12 protein-coding genes are annotated in these 15,375 nt (G+C 65.8%); all 12 read right to left on the bottom strand.

What is annotated here, in order from left to right:
* Positions 1 to 34 precede the first annotated feature (34 nt).
* Positions 35 to 2,119, bottom strand: coding sequence for a putative bifunctional diguanylate cyclase/phosphodiesterase (locus XpruCFBP8353_RS16275; protein ID WP_101364134.1), 2,085 nt, complete (start codon positions 2,117 to 2,119; stop codon positions 35 to 37).
* A gap of 246 nt (positions 2,120 to 2,365) precedes the next feature.
* Positions 2,366 to 5,287: a ligand-binding sensor domain-containing diguanylate cyclase gene (locus tag XpruCFBP8353_RS16270; protein WP_101364133.1), complete on the bottom strand. Its 2,922-nt coding sequence runs from the start codon at positions 5,285 to 5,287 to the stop codon at positions 2,366 to 2,368.
* A gap of 406 nt (positions 5,288 to 5,693) precedes the next feature.
* The gene (locus XpruCFBP8353_RS16265; protein ID WP_101364132.1) at positions 5,694 to 8,648 is read right to left on the bottom strand and encodes a ligand-binding sensor domain-containing diguanylate cyclase; all 2,955 of its coding nucleotides are present in this window, start codon (positions 8,646 to 8,648) and stop codon (positions 5,694 to 5,696) included.
* Positions 8,649 to 8,741: 93 nt separating this feature from the next.
* Complete coding sequence (gene fliR, locus XpruCFBP8353_RS16260) at positions 8,742 to 9,533, bottom strand: flagellar biosynthetic protein FliR (protein WP_039432418.1); 792 nt, start codon at positions 9,531 to 9,533, stop codon at positions 8,742 to 8,744.
* 13 nt (positions 9,534 to 9,546) lie between these two features.
* Positions 9,547 to 9,816 (bottom strand): flagellar biosynthetic protein FliQ, encoded by a 270-nt coding sequence (locus tag XpruCFBP8353_RS16255; RefSeq protein ID WP_005917968.1) that lies wholly within the window; start codon positions 9,814 to 9,816, stop codon positions 9,547 to 9,549.
* Positions 9,817 to 10,294: 478 nt separating this feature from the next.
* Positions 10,295 to 11,140 carry a flagellar type III secretion system pore protein FliP gene (gene fliP, locus XpruCFBP8353_RS16250; RefSeq protein WP_101364131.1) on the bottom strand — a complete coding sequence of 282 codons (846 nt, stop codon included), beginning with the start codon at positions 11,138 to 11,140 and terminating at the stop codon, positions 10,295 to 10,297.
* 1 nt (position 11,141) lies between these two features.
* The gene (fliO, locus tag XpruCFBP8353_RS16245; RefSeq protein WP_101364130.1) at positions 11,142 to 11,549 is read right to left on the bottom strand and encodes a flagellar biosynthetic protein FliO; all 408 of its coding nucleotides are present in this window, start codon (positions 11,547 to 11,549) and stop codon (positions 11,142 to 11,144) included.
* Entirely contained in the window at positions 11,546 to 11,884 is a 339-nt protein-coding gene (gene fliN / locus XpruCFBP8353_RS16240) for a flagellar motor switch protein FliN (protein ID WP_016904992.1), read from the bottom strand. Before fliN ends, fliO begins: the two co-directional genes overlap by 4 nt.
* The gene (gene fliM / locus XpruCFBP8353_RS16235; RefSeq protein WP_101364129.1) at positions 11,881 to 12,894 is read right to left on the bottom strand and encodes a flagellar motor switch protein FliM; all 1,014 of its coding nucleotides are present in this window, start codon (positions 12,892 to 12,894) and stop codon (positions 11,881 to 11,883) included. Before fliM ends, fliN begins: the two co-directional genes overlap by 4 nt.
* Positions 12,895 to 12,903: 9 nt before the next feature.
* Entirely contained in the window at positions 12,904 to 13,452 is a 549-nt protein-coding gene (locus XpruCFBP8353_RS16230) for a flagellar basal body-associated FliL family protein (RefSeq protein WP_207759660.1), read from the bottom strand.
* Positions 13,453 to 13,618: 166 nt separating this feature from the next.
* Positions 13,619 to 14,923 (bottom strand): flagellar hook-length control protein FliK, encoded by a 1,305-nt coding sequence (locus XpruCFBP8353_RS16225; RefSeq protein ID WP_101364127.1) that lies wholly within the window; start codon positions 14,921 to 14,923, stop codon positions 13,619 to 13,621.
* Entirely contained in the window at positions 14,920 to 15,375 is a 456-nt protein-coding gene (gene fliJ / locus XpruCFBP8353_RS16220; RefSeq protein WP_101364126.1) for a flagellar export protein FliJ, read from the bottom strand. The genes XpruCFBP8353_RS16225 and fliJ overlap by 4 nt, the downstream gene beginning before the upstream one ends.

The following is a 15,375-nucleotide window of genomic DNA, read 5'->3' as shown; positions in this document are numbered from 1 at the left end:
CCGCTGGCGGGACGTTGTGGCTGCAGTGGGCGGCTCAGCTTGCCAGGCGTTGCGGGCCGTCGCGCTGGGCGACCACGGTGGCGATAAAGCGTTCGGCATCCATCGGGCGGCCTAGCAGATAGCCTTGCAGCTGGTCGCAACCCAGCCGTTCCAGGGTATTGCGCTGGGCGGTGGTTTCCACCCCTTCGGCCACCACCTGCAGACGCATGGTGTGGGCCAGCGCCACCACGGCGGCCACGATGGCGATGTCTTCGGCACTGCTGTCCATGGCCTGCACGAAGCTGCGGTCGATCTTGAGCTCATGCGCCGGCAGCTTGCGCAGGTAAAGCAGGTTGGAATAGCCGGTGCCGAAGTCGTCGATGGCGATGCGCACACCCAGCGCGTTGAGCTGACCCAGGGTGCGCAGGCAGGCGTCGGCATCGCGCATGGCCATGGTTTCGGTGATTTCCAGGGTGAGCTGGCCTGGTGCCAGCGTGAACTCGCTGAGCGTGGTGGCCACTTCGTCCAGCAAGCTGGGCGAGGCCAGCTGGAGCGCCGACAGGTTGACCGCCACCCGCCAGTCGCCGTGCCCGGCTTCGCGCCAGTCACGCATCTGGCGGCAGGCTTGCCGCAGCACCCAGCTGCCGAGCAGGCCGATCATGCCGCTGCGTTCGGCCAGCGGAATGAAGCTGTCCGGCGGCACCAGGCCGCGTTCGGGGTGCTGCCAGCGGATCAGCGCTTCGGCGCCGATCGGGCGGCCGTCCTCGGCGCAGTATTTGGGCTGGTAATGCAGTACGAACTGGCCCAGTTCCAGCGCACGCGGCAATTCCTGCAGCAACTGCAGGCGCTCGCGGGTGGTGGCCGTCATCGAGCGTTCGAAAAAGCTGTAGCGGTTGCGGCCGGCGTGCTTGGCATGGTGCATCGCCGCGTCGGCATGCGCCAGTAGCTGGGGACCGCTGCCGGCATCTTCCGGGTATAGCGCAATGCCAATGCTGCTGCTCAGACGCAGTTCGTGGTTGGAGACCAGAAACGGCACCGCCAAGGCCTGCACCAGGTGCGCGGCGAGTGCGGCGCCATCTTCCGGGTCGGCGATGTCGGCCATCAGCACGAACTCATCGGCGCCCAGCCGCGCCAGGCTGCCATGCGCGCGCCGGTGTGCGTTCAAACGCTCGGCCACCACCACCAGCAGGCGGTCGCCCAGCTGATGGCCGTAGCCGTCGTTGATCACCTTGAAGCCGTCCAGGTTGATCAGCATCACCGCAAAGCGCTGCCCCTCGCGCTGGGCGCGCTCGATGTTCTGCAGGAGATGCTCGTGCAGCAGCACGCGGTTGGGCAGGCGGGTCAGTGGGTCGTGCAGCGCCGCCAGTGCGAGGTCGGCATTGGCCTTGGCCAGCGATTGCGTCAGCACGTCGGTGCGCTGCTGAAAACGGCGCGACAGCAACGAGATCACCAGTGCCAGCATCAGCAAGACCAAGGTCACCAGCACCACTGCCGCCAGCCACGACAATGGCAGCTGCGTATCGGCGCCGCCTCCACACAAACTGCCGGGCGCGAACCGCGCGGCGGCCATGCCGGTGTAATGCATGCCCACGATCGCCACGCCCATGATCACGGCGGCGATCAGGCGCAGGCTGTAGCGTTGCCCGTCATGGCGCAGCCGGAAGGCGATCCATAACGCAGCGGCAGAGGCGACGATGGCAATGGCGATCGATAGCCCGAACAGCAGTGGGTCATAGCTGATGGCCTTGACCATGCACAGCGCGCCCATGCCCATGTAATGCATCAGCGCAATGCCCAGCCCCATCAGCAGCGCACCCAGGCCCAGCCGTGGCAAGGGCAAATCCGCGCGCGAGGTCAGCCAGAGCGCTAGCGCCGAGGTCAGAATCGCCACGAGCATCGAGTAGACCGTCAACGCCAGGTCGTAGCCCACCGGAATCGGCAGCCGGAACGCCAGCATGCCGATGAAGTGCATCGACCAGATGCCGATACCCATGGCAATGGCGCCGCCCGCCAGCCACGCGGCTGCGAAGCCGCCACGACTGGCAGTCATCCATGCGGCTAGCTGCAGCGCGGTGTAGGAGGCCAACACGGCCACCACCAGCGACAGCATCACCATGCCAAGGTTGTAGGTCCCGACCACCTATCCAGTTCCCACGTCGAAAGACGCGTTGCCCAAGACCTAGCGACCCCCTGCGCGACTTCTTGAGCGCAGGGGAGCGACGAATGTCATCAACCGTGCGTTGCCGCCAGAGACTGCACGCTCCAACCTGCTGCGGCCGCCCGGGCGACCTGCGCAATCACAGCACGCGCTTCAACCGCCGGCGCGCCATGCATCGGTACTGCATGCGCGCTGCGCTAGCTGGCAGGGCATGGTCGCTTGCGCAGCTTATGCCACCGAACTTTCCGGTTCCTCTGGTTCGATGCGATTACGGCCGGAGCGCTTGGCGCGATACAGCGCCTCGTCGGCACGCGCCAGCAACGAAGCGGCGGTGTCGCCGATGCGGAACCAGGACACGCCCACCGAACAGGTCACCTGCAGCGGGCGTGCGGCACCCACTTCGTACGGGGCCAGGCTGAGCGCTTCGTGGATGGCACGTAGTCGGTGCTGGCTCTGCTGGGTCATGCCCGGCAGCAACAGCAGCAATTCTTCACCGCCGTAGCGGCCCACCTTGTCCGATTCGCGCAGGCATGCCGTCAGCCGTGCGCCCACCTTGGCCAGCACGGCATCGCCGACCAGGTGTCCGTGTTCGTCGTTGACCTGTTTGAAATGATCCAGGTCGATCAACACCACCGCCAGCGGATGCTCGCCGTGCGCGCAGCCCTGTAGTTCGTCGGCCATCGCTTCCAGGATGCCGGAGCGATTGAGCAGGCCGGTCAAGGCGTCGTGGCTGGCCTTCAAGGCCAATGCCGCACGCGCGCTTTCCAGTTCGCGTTTTTCGCGCTCCAACTGGTAGGTGCGCTCGGCCACCAATTCGGCCAGCATGCGTTCGCGCGCCACCAGGTGGCGATGCCGCCAGCGCCACAGGCCGATCAGCAGGCCGCTGCCGATCAACACATACAACGCGATCGCCGGCGGGCTGCGCCACCATAGCGGCGCGACCGCGAAGGGCAGGTCCGCGATGGGCGATACGGTGCGACGATAGCGATCAAGCACCTGTACCTGCAGGCGGAAATGCCCAGAGGGCAGTGGCGGCTGATCGATGGACAGGTTGTCGCTCTGGATCCATTGGTCGTGCAGGCCAAGCAGGCGATAACGCACCGTCAGGCGGCTGGGATCGTCGTAGACCTCCATCGTCGACAACTCGATATGGAGCGGTCTATCGCTCCAGCCCAGCAGTTGCCCGCGCTGCACCGGCATGCCGCCGCGGCTGACACTGTCGATGCGCACGCTTGGCTGGCGTTCGTCGAACAGGCGCGCCGGGTCGCTCAGGTGGCTCACCCCGCGTGCGGTTCCGATCCATATTGAACCATCCGGATCTTCGGCAAACGCCGCCTCGGAGACGTCATCCCAGATCAACCCCTGCGATTGCGACAGGTGCGCCCATCGCTCACCGTCGTAGACCTCCACGCCGCGCGCATGGCCCACCCAGACCCGGCCGGCGCTGTCGCCACGCAGCAGGTACACGCCGACATCGCGCAGCGCTTCGTCACCGATTTCCTGCAGGTCCAGACCGTCGCGCAGCAACATGCCGTGCCACAGGCCGGGGCGATAGAAGGCCAGCCACACCTCACCGCTGTCGCTGATATGGAACTTGTTGATCCATGGCTCGGGCGCGCCGCCGTTGACCTTGACGGTGACCTTGGACCATTGCCCATCCTGCAGCCGGAACAAGCCGTTGGCGGTGGAAACCCACAGCGTTCCGTCGGCAGTTTGCTGGACATCGGTGTAGGCAATGGCGGGCATGTCGGCCACGGTCTGCATGCTGCCGCCGTCGAGCGGGTGCTCGATCACGAACAGGCCACCGGCACTGAGCATCCACAGCCGGCCCTGGCGGTCGATCAGCAGGCGACGCCCAGTGCGCGGCAGCTTGGCAATTTGCGCGCTGTGCCCGTCCGGCCAGGTGCGGTGCAGGAAACCGGCCGAACTGAGTGTCCACAGACTTCCGTCTTGGCTGCGCTGCATGCCCACGATCTGGATGCCGGCGTTTTGCACTGCCGGGACGAAGCGCCCATCCCGATCGGCCTGGCGGCCGATGCCGTGTTCGTTGCCGACCAGCAGCGCGCCTTGCCCATCGCGGGCGATCGACCAGGTTGGCGCGGCCGGCATGCCTTGCGAGGTGTCCCAGTTTTCGATCCATTCGTAGCCGGCCCAGCGCACCAGACCTTCGCCGTCGACGGTCATCCAGACATCGCCTTCGCGGTCTACCAAGATCGCATCGCTGCTGCCGGGTGGTAGCCCATTGTCGGTACCGAAAGTGCGCCAGTGGCCGTTTTCCCAGCGCGCCAGGCCGTCGTTACGACGCACCAGCACGCGTCCCTCGCGGTCCATCACCAGTGGCGCCTGCCGCCCGACCGTACTGCCATCCAGCAGCGGCAGCGGACGAACGCTGAAGGTGTCCGCGCCGCGCGCGCGATAGAGCAGGGTGCCGGCACCGCGGGCCCACACCCCACCGTCGTGGTCGCGCAACACGCTGGACCAACGGTCGTCCGGCACACCGTGTTCGGGTCCGAATACCTGCACCTTGTGCTGCGCATCGATGGCGCACAGCTTGCGTGCGCAACCCACCCACAGCGTGTTTCCATCCACCGACAAACTGAACACCTTGGATAGCTCGGGAACGCGCACGCGCGTTGCGGTATCCAGCAACGGTTGGCTCTGCCAGTGGCCGTTGGCGCGGGCCTGCAGAATTTCCAGACTGCCGCCACTGGCCAGCACCGTGCCCCAGGGCAGGCTGGCGAGCTGCATCTCGTCCTGCAGGTGCTGGGCTTCATCCGGCGCCAGTTTGCGGAACCCGTGTTCGTCGCCGACGAACACGCTCTGGAAGCCTGTGACCCACAATCGCCCATCGGCGGATTCGGTCATCGAGCTGATGTGCTCGTTGCGCAGACCATCCAGCGGCACCTGTTGAAACGTGCGCCCGTTATAGCGATACAGCCCACTCTCGGTGCACACCCACAGCAAGGTGGCGCGGGTCTGCATCAGGCAGGTGCCTGCAAGGCCGAGCAGGCCTTGGTCGTGGGCGTACCGCCGGATGCTGATGCTCTGCGCGCCGGCCAGATCCGCCAACGACAGCAACGCCAACAGCAACACCACGGCAAACGGTGCACGCCGGTGCGACGACCTCCATTGGCGGTACTGAAACCCCACGGACGTTGCAGTCTCCCACGCATCGGCGCATGCGGTCCGCGCCCCTCGCGCGGTGTCTCACGCTTGCCGTTGGCAGCCCCCCATAGCAGGCCGCGTTGGAACAACTAGCGGCTGCAAACGCGTATTTCTTTAATGCTTCAACGAGCATGACGGCGTGAGGGTCTGGCGAACGCGGCTGTTTGCTGGGTTCGCTGGACGGCGCTGGTCGCGCGCGTGTGCACACGTGGCCCATACACGGTTCCCACAGCCGTTTCCAAAGCGTGCGATTGGCAGGCGCAGGCGTATGCGTCTTGCGGCATTACGATGCGTTGTCAGTGTTGACCTGTCTTAAGCGTCCGCGTGGGATGGGGTGCAACGTGTGGCTGCGTTATGCGCGTTGCTGCCGGTCCATCGTCAAGACCTGCCATTACACCTGGCCAAGACCATCCAGGGGCACGTGGTCGTAATCGATCCGATTGCGGCCGCTGCGCTTGGCCCTGTAAAGCGCGGCATCGGCGCGCGCCAGCAATTGCTCGAGCGTTTCGCCAGATTGGAACCAGGCCACGCCGATTGAGCAGGTGACGTGCAGCCAGCCGCCATCGATGGGGTAGTCGCCGCAGATGCCGCGGTGCAGGGCATCCAGCCGATGCGTGGCATCCAGGTTCAGCCCTGGCAGCAGCGCCAGCAATTCTTCGCCACCATAACGGCCGATGCGGTCGTCGCCGCGGATGAGCGTATCCATGCGGCGGCCGACCCCGGCCAGCACGGCGTCGCCGGCCAGATGGCCATGTTGGTCGTTGACCAGTTTGAAGTGGTCCAGATCGATCAACACCACCGCCAACGGACGCCCGCTGCGCGCGGCATGCAGCAGCATCTCGCGCAATGCGGCCAGGATGCCGGCGCGGTTGAGTAGGCCGGTGAGTTCGTCGTGGGTGGCCTTGAGCGAGAGTTCGGTGCGCGCCGCTTCCAGATCGCGCTTGTCCTGTTCCAGCTCGGCAGTGCGGTCGGCCACCAGTTGCTCCAGTTCACGCTTGCGCCGCAGCAGTTTGGCGGTGCGCCAGCGCAGCAGAGCGATCACTGCCACGACGGCCAACAGCAGGTAGCCGACGATGGCAGCGATGCTGCGCCACCATGGTGGACGTATGACGAACTGAAAGCGCGCGATCGGGCTGGCACTGCGCTGATAGGCATCCAGCGCCTGCACCTCCAGCGTGTAGTTACCCGGTGGCAGCAGCGGATAGGTGAGGTGGCTGAGCGAGGACGTGGTCCAGCGCGCCTGGCGGGCCTTGACCCGGTAGCGGAAGCTGATGCGGTCGGTGCCGCCCTCCACGCCGGGCGTGCTCAACTCGATCTCCAGCGGCGTTTCCGACCAGGCGAGCGACGCGTCGGCATGCACGATCCGGGCACCACGCCGTACCTCGGCGATCTCGACCCGCAGCGGTTGCGCGGCGAACAGCCGTTGCGGGTCGCGCAGATGGCTGAGCCCCCGGCTGCTGCCGATCCAGATGCTGCCGTCGTCGTCTTCCAGAAAGGCGTTGGACGACATGTCGTCCCATAGCAGCCCCTCAGCACGGGTGATCCGCGACCAACGACCGTTCTGGTACAGATCCAGCCCCTGGCTACTGCCCACCCACAATCGCCCCTTGCGGTCGTGGCGCAGGATGAAGGGCATGATTCTGGAAATCAGCGGGTCGTCCACCGCCTGCAACAGCAGGCTGCCGTCGCCTTGCAGGCGGCCGTGCCACAGGCCGGTGTCGCGCAGCGACAACCAGATTTCGCCGTCGGGTGCGAAGTCGATCTGGAGCATGTCCTGGCTGGGCAAGCTGCCCCGCACGGCGATCTTCACCCAGGTATCGCCGTGGCGGCGATACAGGCCATCGCGGGTGGCCGCCCACAGCCGGCCCTGGCGATCGAAATCGATATCGCCGATGAACTTGCCTTCCATTGCCGGTTCGGGGGCCAGGGCATAGGGCGGGGCGGCCTGGCCGCGGACCAGGCCGCGCGGTGTCGCGATCCACACCGTCCCGACCTTGTCGAACAGCAATTTGTAGCCGGCCATGGGCAAATCCATCACGCGGCGGGTCACCCCGGTGAGCGGATCGCGCCGGGCAATGGCGCCGGAGTAATACGACACCCAGGCCGCACCATCGGGCGCCACGGTGATGTTCAGTGCCTGCGACAACACCGCACCGTCTTCCAGCAGCCATGGCTGCGCATGCGTGGCATTCCGCTTCAACAGGCTGGCGCCACCGTCGGCACCGACGGCGAGCATGCCGTCGGGTAGGCGCTGCATGGTCCAGGTCGGCGCTGGCGGCATGCCTTGCGCTTCGGTCATGTGCTCGATGCTGCCGTAGCCCAGCATCCGCTGCACGCCCATTCCGCGGGTGCCGAGCCATAGCGTGCCGTTGCTTTGCAGCAGCAACGGGCCGACCAGGGCCTCCAGCTGGAGGCCCTGGTCGGCGCCGATATCGGTCCAGTGCGTGCCTTCCCAACGCACCAGGCCATGATCGGACCGGGTCACCATGCGTCCACGCGAGTCTTCCACCATCGTGGTCGAGCCGGACAGCGTATTGAAACTGTTTTCCGGATTGGCCGGGTGGTCGTTGAAACGGGTGGCGCCGGGTTCGCGCGAGACGATCTTGCCGCCGCCGCGCAACCACAACCGTCCGCCCCGTTCGCGGAAGATCACCCGCCAGCGTCGCGCCGGCACACCATCGGCTTCGGACAGCGCTTCGACCACAGTGCCGCGCGCATCCAGGCGACAGACTCCGGCATCGCACGGTACCCAAAGGAATTGCCCATCGGCCAACAGCGTCGTGCCCGGCGCACGCAGTTTGCCGTCGGCGGTGCGCACCGGCAGCGGTTGGACCTGCCAATGGCCGTCGGCCGCTGGCGTCAGTGCCAGCAGCGCGCCGTTGCTGAGCACCGCAACCCCGGTGCGGTAGGCCGCGATGACATTGCCGGCGTCGGCACGGATGCGTTTGCCGTGATCCAGCACCTGCACGAACTGCTCGCCGTTGCGCACGAAGACGCCGTTGGCGGTGGCCACCCACAGGCGCCCGGCATGATCCAGCGTCAGCGCGCGCGTGTAGCGCGCATCCAGCCCCTGACCCTGGCCGACCGGAATGAAACGATCACGCTCGAAACGGTGCAAGGCCAGCTCGGTCGCCACCCAGACCACACCGCGGCGGTCTTCGACCAAGCCGGTGATGCTCATGCCTTGCAGACCATCGCTTTGCGCGTAATCGTGGAAGCTGTAGCTCTGCGCGCGCGTGCTTCCGATGCCCGCCGTTGCGAATGCGACCACGAACAGCCCGCGCCAGACCCAGAACGCGATGCGCTGCGGCGCAGAAAGGGCAAACAGCATATGCAGCTTGAACATCGGTCCCCGTTGGATGGGTAGGTGGTTGAGGCGTGTGAGCATCAATAAGTCAGTGGGATTGACGGCCTGTCGATCACAAACTTGAACGGCGGACTACGCGGTCAATTCTCTGGCGGCATCGAAGGCGGTATCGAACATGCGCTGCACGGGCGGGGCAAATTCGCTGGCGAAGCTTGAGAGCAGGAACAGCCCCAGCAACACCGTCAGCGGCAAGCCCAACTGCACCGGATTCAATGCCGGCGCTGCCTTGGCCAACGCGCCAAAGGCCAGATTGACCGCCAGCATCGCCACCATCATCGGCAAGGCCAGAGTCAGCCCGCCGCGCAGGATCTGCAGGAACAGGGTGGGCGCCACTTCGGCGAATGCCCCGGCATCGGGCAATGCGGTGCCGATCGGCAAGGCCTTGTAGCTGTCCACCAGCAGTGCAATCACCGCCAGATGACCGTTGGCCGCGAAGAACAGCAGCCCGAAACCGATATAGAACCACTGCGCAATCACGCCGGAGGTCACCCCGCGCATGGGGTCGGACATCTGCGCGAACGACAGGCCGGTGGACTGCGACACCAGTTCGCCGGCCAATGCACCGGCTTCGAAAATCAGCTTCAGCATGAAGCCCATGCTGGCCCCGACCGCCAGCTCGCGCGCAATGCTCAGCACGGCCTGCGCGGTGAAACCGTCCCACTCCGGCACCGGCGGCAGGATCGGCGCCAGTACCATGGCCAACGTACCGGCCAGCATCACCCGCACCCGCCCGGGCACTGCCCGCGTACCGATCAACGGCATTGCGGTGAGCAACGCACCGGTGCGCAGCATGGTCCACATGATCGCCCCGACCATCGCGAACGCGCGCTGGCCGTCGATCACCATTTGGGTTGCAGAATCCATCCGCGCTGGCCCGCTAGCCGATCAGATGCGGTATGCGCTGGAACAGCGCGATGGTGAACTCCACCAGATGCCCCAGCAGCATGCTGCCGGTGGCAAACAGCGTGGCCGTCAACGCCACCGCCTTGGCCACGAAAGCGATGGTCGGCTCGTTCAATTGGGTCGCGGCTTGCACGACACCGATCACCACGCCAACCACCAGCACGGCCAGCAGCATCGGCCCGGCGATCCACAGGACGGTGACCAGGCCACCACGTAATTCGGTCAGGGCGATTTCAGGGCTCATGGGAGGTGCTGATGCAAGTGCGGTGCCAAAGGGGCGGGGATTGGGGATGGGTGGTTCGGGATTTGGGCTTGACCGGCGCTTTGGCAGTGGGTGAGGCCGGTTGCATCCTTGCGATTGGCCTTGCCGTTAGTGTGTCGCTGTCGCTGTCGCTGTCGCTGGGCTTGAGTTTTGGGCGGAGGGCGTGATGCTTTGTCTTTGTCTTTGTCTTTGTCTTTGTCTTTGTCTTTGTCTTTGTCTTTAGTCTTTGTCTTTGCGTTGGCCATTGGCTTCCCAATCCCCGATACCGCAGCGGCGGCCACGTGGGAATTTTTCAAATGGACGTCCATGTCCCTTTGAAAAACGTCGCGCATCCATGCGCGCCGCCCCTGCGGGTTTACCCCGAATGGCCTGCCGCGGTGGTGTGGGCCCCGGAAGCGAAAGCCAGAGCTAGGCGCGATCGCGCGAAGCGATGGCAAAGCGCGAGAGCTAGCCCTTGCAGCTACGACGCGTTGAAGCTCGCTGCCAGCGTCCCCACCACCAGCACCCACCCATCCACCAGGATGAACAACAGGATCTTGAACGGTGCCGAGATCAACATCGGCGAGAGCATCATCATGCCCATCGACATCAGCACGCTCGCCACCACCAGATCGATGATCACGAACGGGATGAAGATCAGAAAGCCGATTTCGAAGGCGGTCTTCAGTTCGCTGGTCACGAACGAGGCCACCAGCACCGGGAACGGCACCGCGTCCGGGCCGGCGTACTTGCCGTCGCCGGCCATGCCGGCAAAGGTCATCAGATCGGTTTCGCGGATTTGCGCGAGCATGAAGGCGCGCAGCGGCTGAGTGGTCAGTGTCCAGGCAGTGGAAAAATCGATCTGGTTATTGAGGTACGGCTGCAAGCCGGCGCCCCACATCTTTTGCCACACCGGCATCATCACCAGCGCGGTCAGGAACATCGACAGGCCCAGCAGCACCTGATTGGACGGCGTCTGGCCGGTTCCCAGTGCCTGGCGCAGCAGGCCCAGGACGATGGTGATGCGGGTGAAAGCGGTCAGCACCAGCAGCATCGACGGCAGCAGGGTGATCGCCGTCATCAGCAGCAAGGTCTGCAGCGGCAGGCTCACCGGCTGGTCGCCGATGCGGCCCACGCTCACGTTCGGCAGCGACGGCAGCTGGTTGGAACCGGCCGGCACCGCGGCGGGCGTTGCAGCCGGTGCAGCGGCTTGCGCCATCGCCGGCAGGGCAGCCGGCGTGGCCGCGGCCAGCATCGGGCAACTCATCACCAGCAGGATCAGCACCAGGCGCACGCTGCGCCCCCAACGATTCCAACGGCTCAACATGTCACGGATCCTTGCGCAGCTTCTGTGCGAGCAGCTGGGCGAAATTGGGGAGTTGCTTGAAAGTGGGCAGGGTGGGGGCCGGCGTGGTCGGCAGCGGTTCGGGCAAGGTATGCAGCGTGCTGATGCCGCCGGCGGTCACGCCGAGCAACAACTGCTGGCCGTTCACCTCCACCACCACCACACGTTCCTTGGCACCGACTGCCAGGCTGGTCACCACACGCAAGCCCTCGGTGCTGCGGAATCCGCTGCCGGGCATGCGCTTGAGCAACCAGCCCAGACCGACGATCAGCGCGAGCACCAACAGCAATGCAAAGACCGCGCCAAACAGGCTGGGCGAGGACGGCGCCTGCGTACCGACCTGGGTGGCCTTGGCCGCCACCGGCGCGACGGTGGTCAGCAGGCCGATCACCGCAGCCTCCGGATCCGTTCGCTGGGGCTGACCACATCGGTCAGGCGAATACCGAAGCGATCGTTGATGACGACGACTTCGCCATGCGCGATCAAGGTGCCGTTGACGTACACGTCCAGCGGTTCGCCGGCGCCGCGTTCCAGTTCCACCACCGAGCCCTGATTGAGCTGCAGCAGGTTGCGGATCGGAATGCGCGCGCGGCCCACTTCCAGCGACAGCGTCACCGGCACGTCCAGGATGACGTCCAGGTTGAGGTCGGTGGCATTCTGGTCGTGCTCGGCCTGCAGGCTGTCGAAGGTGGCAGGCGCGGCGTCGAGGATGTCGGAATTGATCATTTGCTGGAGTCCTGGGAGGGAACGGCGCGTGGGGCTTGCACGCCGGGCGGGCGTACGGCGGTGATCTTGACGGCGTTGTTGCCATTGGAAACGCCGAATTCGCCGGTGAATAGCGGGATCTCCTCCACGCACAGCGGCACCTGGGCGGGCAGGTCGATCGGCAGGATGTCGCCGACCTTCAAACCGGTGAGCTGGCGCAGGCTCATGCGCTTGCTGGCCAACACGCTGGAGAGTGTCACCTCGGCGGTGTCCAGCTGCTCGCGCAGCATCACGTTCCAGGAGTCGTCGCGGTCGTTGCGGTCGCTCTGGATGCCGGCATCGAGCAGTTCGCGGATCGGCTCCAGCATCGAATACGGCAGGGTGATGTGGATTTCGCCGCCACCGCCTTCCAGCTCCACATGGAAGCGGCACACCACCACGTACTCGCGCGGGGTGACGATGTTGGCGAAGTGCGGGTTGATCTCCGAGTTGATGTACTCGAAGTCCACGTCCATCACCGGCGCCCAGGCTTCCTTCAGGTCGGCGAAGGTCTGCTTGAGCATCAGCTGCACCACGCGCATCTCGGTGGCGGTGAATTCGCGGCCTTCGATGCGGGTGTGATAGCGGCCGTCGCCGCCGAAGAAGTTGTCCACCACGGTGAACACCAGCGTGGGTTCGAACACGATCAAGCCGGTGCCACGCAGCGGCTTGAAGCGGATCAGATTGAGGTTGGTCGGCACATACAGCGAGTGCATGTACTCGTTGAACTTGACCAGGTCGATGCCGCGCACCGACAGGTCGGCCGAGCGCCGGATCAGATTGAACAGGCCGATGCGCCACAGTCGCGCGAAGCGCTCGTTGACCATCTCCAGCGTCGGCATGCGCCCACGGATGATGCGGTCCTGGCTGGACAGATCGTATTGACGGGCCTCGCCCGGCAGCGGCTCCGGCTCGGTGTTGACCGCGCCCGAATCCACGCCATGCAGCAGGGCATCGATCTCGTCTTGGGAAAGCAGATCACTGACGCTCATGGACAGGCCTTACTGAGTAACGAAACTGGTGAACAGCAATTCTTCGACGCACTTCTTGCCGGTCTCGCTGGTCATGACCTTCTGCGCTTCGGCCAGGGCGGCCTTCTGCAGCTTCTGCTTGCCGGCCAGGTCGGCCACGTCGGTGGCCTTGGTCTGCGACAGCAGCATCAACAGGTGCGCACGGATGGCCGGGGCGTTCTCGGTGATGAGCTTGAGCTCTTCCGGGTCGCGGGTGACCAGCTGCACTTCGACCTGCAGGTACTGCGGGCCATCACCGGGGTCGGCCAGGTTGACCACGATCGCCGGGTCCATCGGAAAGTACTGCGCCGGCTTGGGCACCTCGGCCACCTTGGGCGCGTGCTTGCCGCCTTTGTCATCGGCCTTATGGCCCAGGAAGAACCAGGCGCCGCCGCCAGCAGCGGCCAACACCACCACGCCGATGGCGACCAGCAGGATGGGCTTCTTACCGCCCTTCTTCTTCTCGCCCTTGTCGTCTTTGTCTTCGGTCTTCTTGGGTTTTTCGGCCGCTGCCACAGTGTGCTCCAGGGGAATGCTCACCCTGTCATTGCAATTGGCATGCCAAAACCGCGCCGGTTTCCTGGCGCAGTCAGCGTGCAAACCGAAAAACCCCCGCAAGCCTTGCGCTGCGAGGGTGGAAGGGCGTCATCAGCAAGTGGCCAAGGCGCGATTTTTTGCGGCACCTGGGCCTGCCCGGCGCGCTACCTCAGGCGTAGGCGTCCAGCAATCCACGCTGGCGTAACACCACCGACGGAATTCCGACGGGCGGGGTGTCGTCCAGGGTGAGACCGTTGCCGCTGTCGTTGCCACCATTGCGATTGCCGGACGGGTTCTGCTGTTGCTGACCAACATCGGCCTGGCCCAGCTGGAATCCGTTCTGGCCGAGCATTTCGCGCAGCCGCGGCAGGCTCTGTTCCAGCGCCTGACGGGTGTCGGCATTGGCGGCAGTGAAGCTGGCGTTGACCTTGTCGCCGTCCAGATGCAAACGCACCTCGACCGGGCCCATCTCGTTCGGGGTCACCTTGATGTGGGCGTGGCCGATCTTCTGGTCGGCCAGCCAGCTCATGCGTGCGCCGATGGCATCGTCGAAGGAGTCGCTGCCCAGATCCGGGGTGGGGGTGGGCGAGGCGCTGAAGATCGGTGCAGCGTCCTGCAGGCGGGTGAGCGCCGGCGCGGTGGTGGTCGGCAGCACGAACACCGGGGCGTCCGGCGCTGCCGCAGCGGCGCTATCGTCGGCGGACGGATCTAGCGTCTTGGTGGCCATGCTCATCAACGCGGCAGTCTGTGCGTCGCCGCTCACGGCGGTGGTCGACATGGGCTTGGCGCCTGCAGCGGCGGCCGGCACCAGAGCCCCCAGCGCGGGAAGGGTGGTGCCAGCACCCGCAGTGGCGTTGGCTGCGGTTGCATCGGTCGGCAGTGCTGTGGCCGTCGCTGCGGCGTTGGCTGCGCCGGCCATGCTGGCGGTCAGCGCCGCGGCGGCGGCAGCCAGTACATCGCCACCCGGCAATGCCTGTGCGAGCAGGCCCATGCCGAATCCGCCCAGGCCCGCCGGCGGCCAGCCGGCATCGGTCGCCGATGCAGTTGCCGCCTCTGCTGGTGCGTCTTCGCTGGCCGTCGCGGTGGCGGTCTTGGTGTTCTTGCCGGTCTTGCTGGCAGCGCCGGCCGTGCTCTTGTCGGAAGCTGCCGCGTCCTTGGCGGTGCTGGACTTGGCCGGCTTGGCATCGCCGTCCTGCGCCCGCGGCCGTGCGGTGGCATCGCCGGCCGCGTCGTCGTGGGTGTCCTCGTCGTTGCGAGTGTTGTCGGACTGATTGGACTTGGGTGCGGCCTGCTTGGCGGGCACGCGTTCGGGCGCCTGCGGCGGGGCCTGGTTCGGCGTGTTGGCCGGATTGAGCATGCGCGCAAACTGGTCCTGGCCTGCGTCCGGTTCGGACGACGGGTCGCTGTAGCTGGATTTCTTGCCGGTGCCGGCAAGCGCGCCGAGGCCGGCGGCGAAGGCGGACAGGGGGGTCATGCGGATTCTCCGTGGGTGTCTTGGCTGCGGGCCAGACGCGAACGACGCGCGCCGAGGTCGTCCATCTCACGCTGGTCGCGGCGTTCGATCACTTTGTTTTCCTGGGCGCGGTAACTGGCGGCCAATTGCTCCAGCACCTGTTTTTCGCGGCTGGCCAGCAGCAGGCGGGTGCGCTCGGCTTCGACCTTGGCGATGTTGCTTTGCACGGTCTGCGCCTGTTGCAGCACCGCGCTGTCGAGGCGGTCCAGAAATGCGCGGCGGTTGGTCAGGGCCACTGCGCTGGTGCCGGCCATCTGGCTGTTGGCGTATTCCTCGGCGTAGCGGCGCAGTTCTTCCAGGCGCGACTGGTGGGTCTCCAACACGCGCTGGCGTTCGGCCAGATCGCGAGCGACCTTGTCTTCCTGTTCCTGCGCGCGGCGCAGTAATGGGTCGATCCGTTTGGACTGCATCAT

Source organism: Xanthomonas prunicola (genome assembly GCF_002846205.1).
Taxonomy (GTDB): domain Bacteria; phylum Pseudomonadota; class Gammaproteobacteria; order Xanthomonadales; family Xanthomonadaceae; genus Xanthomonas; species Xanthomonas prunicola.
This window is presented reverse-complemented; position numbering and strand designations above follow the sequence as displayed.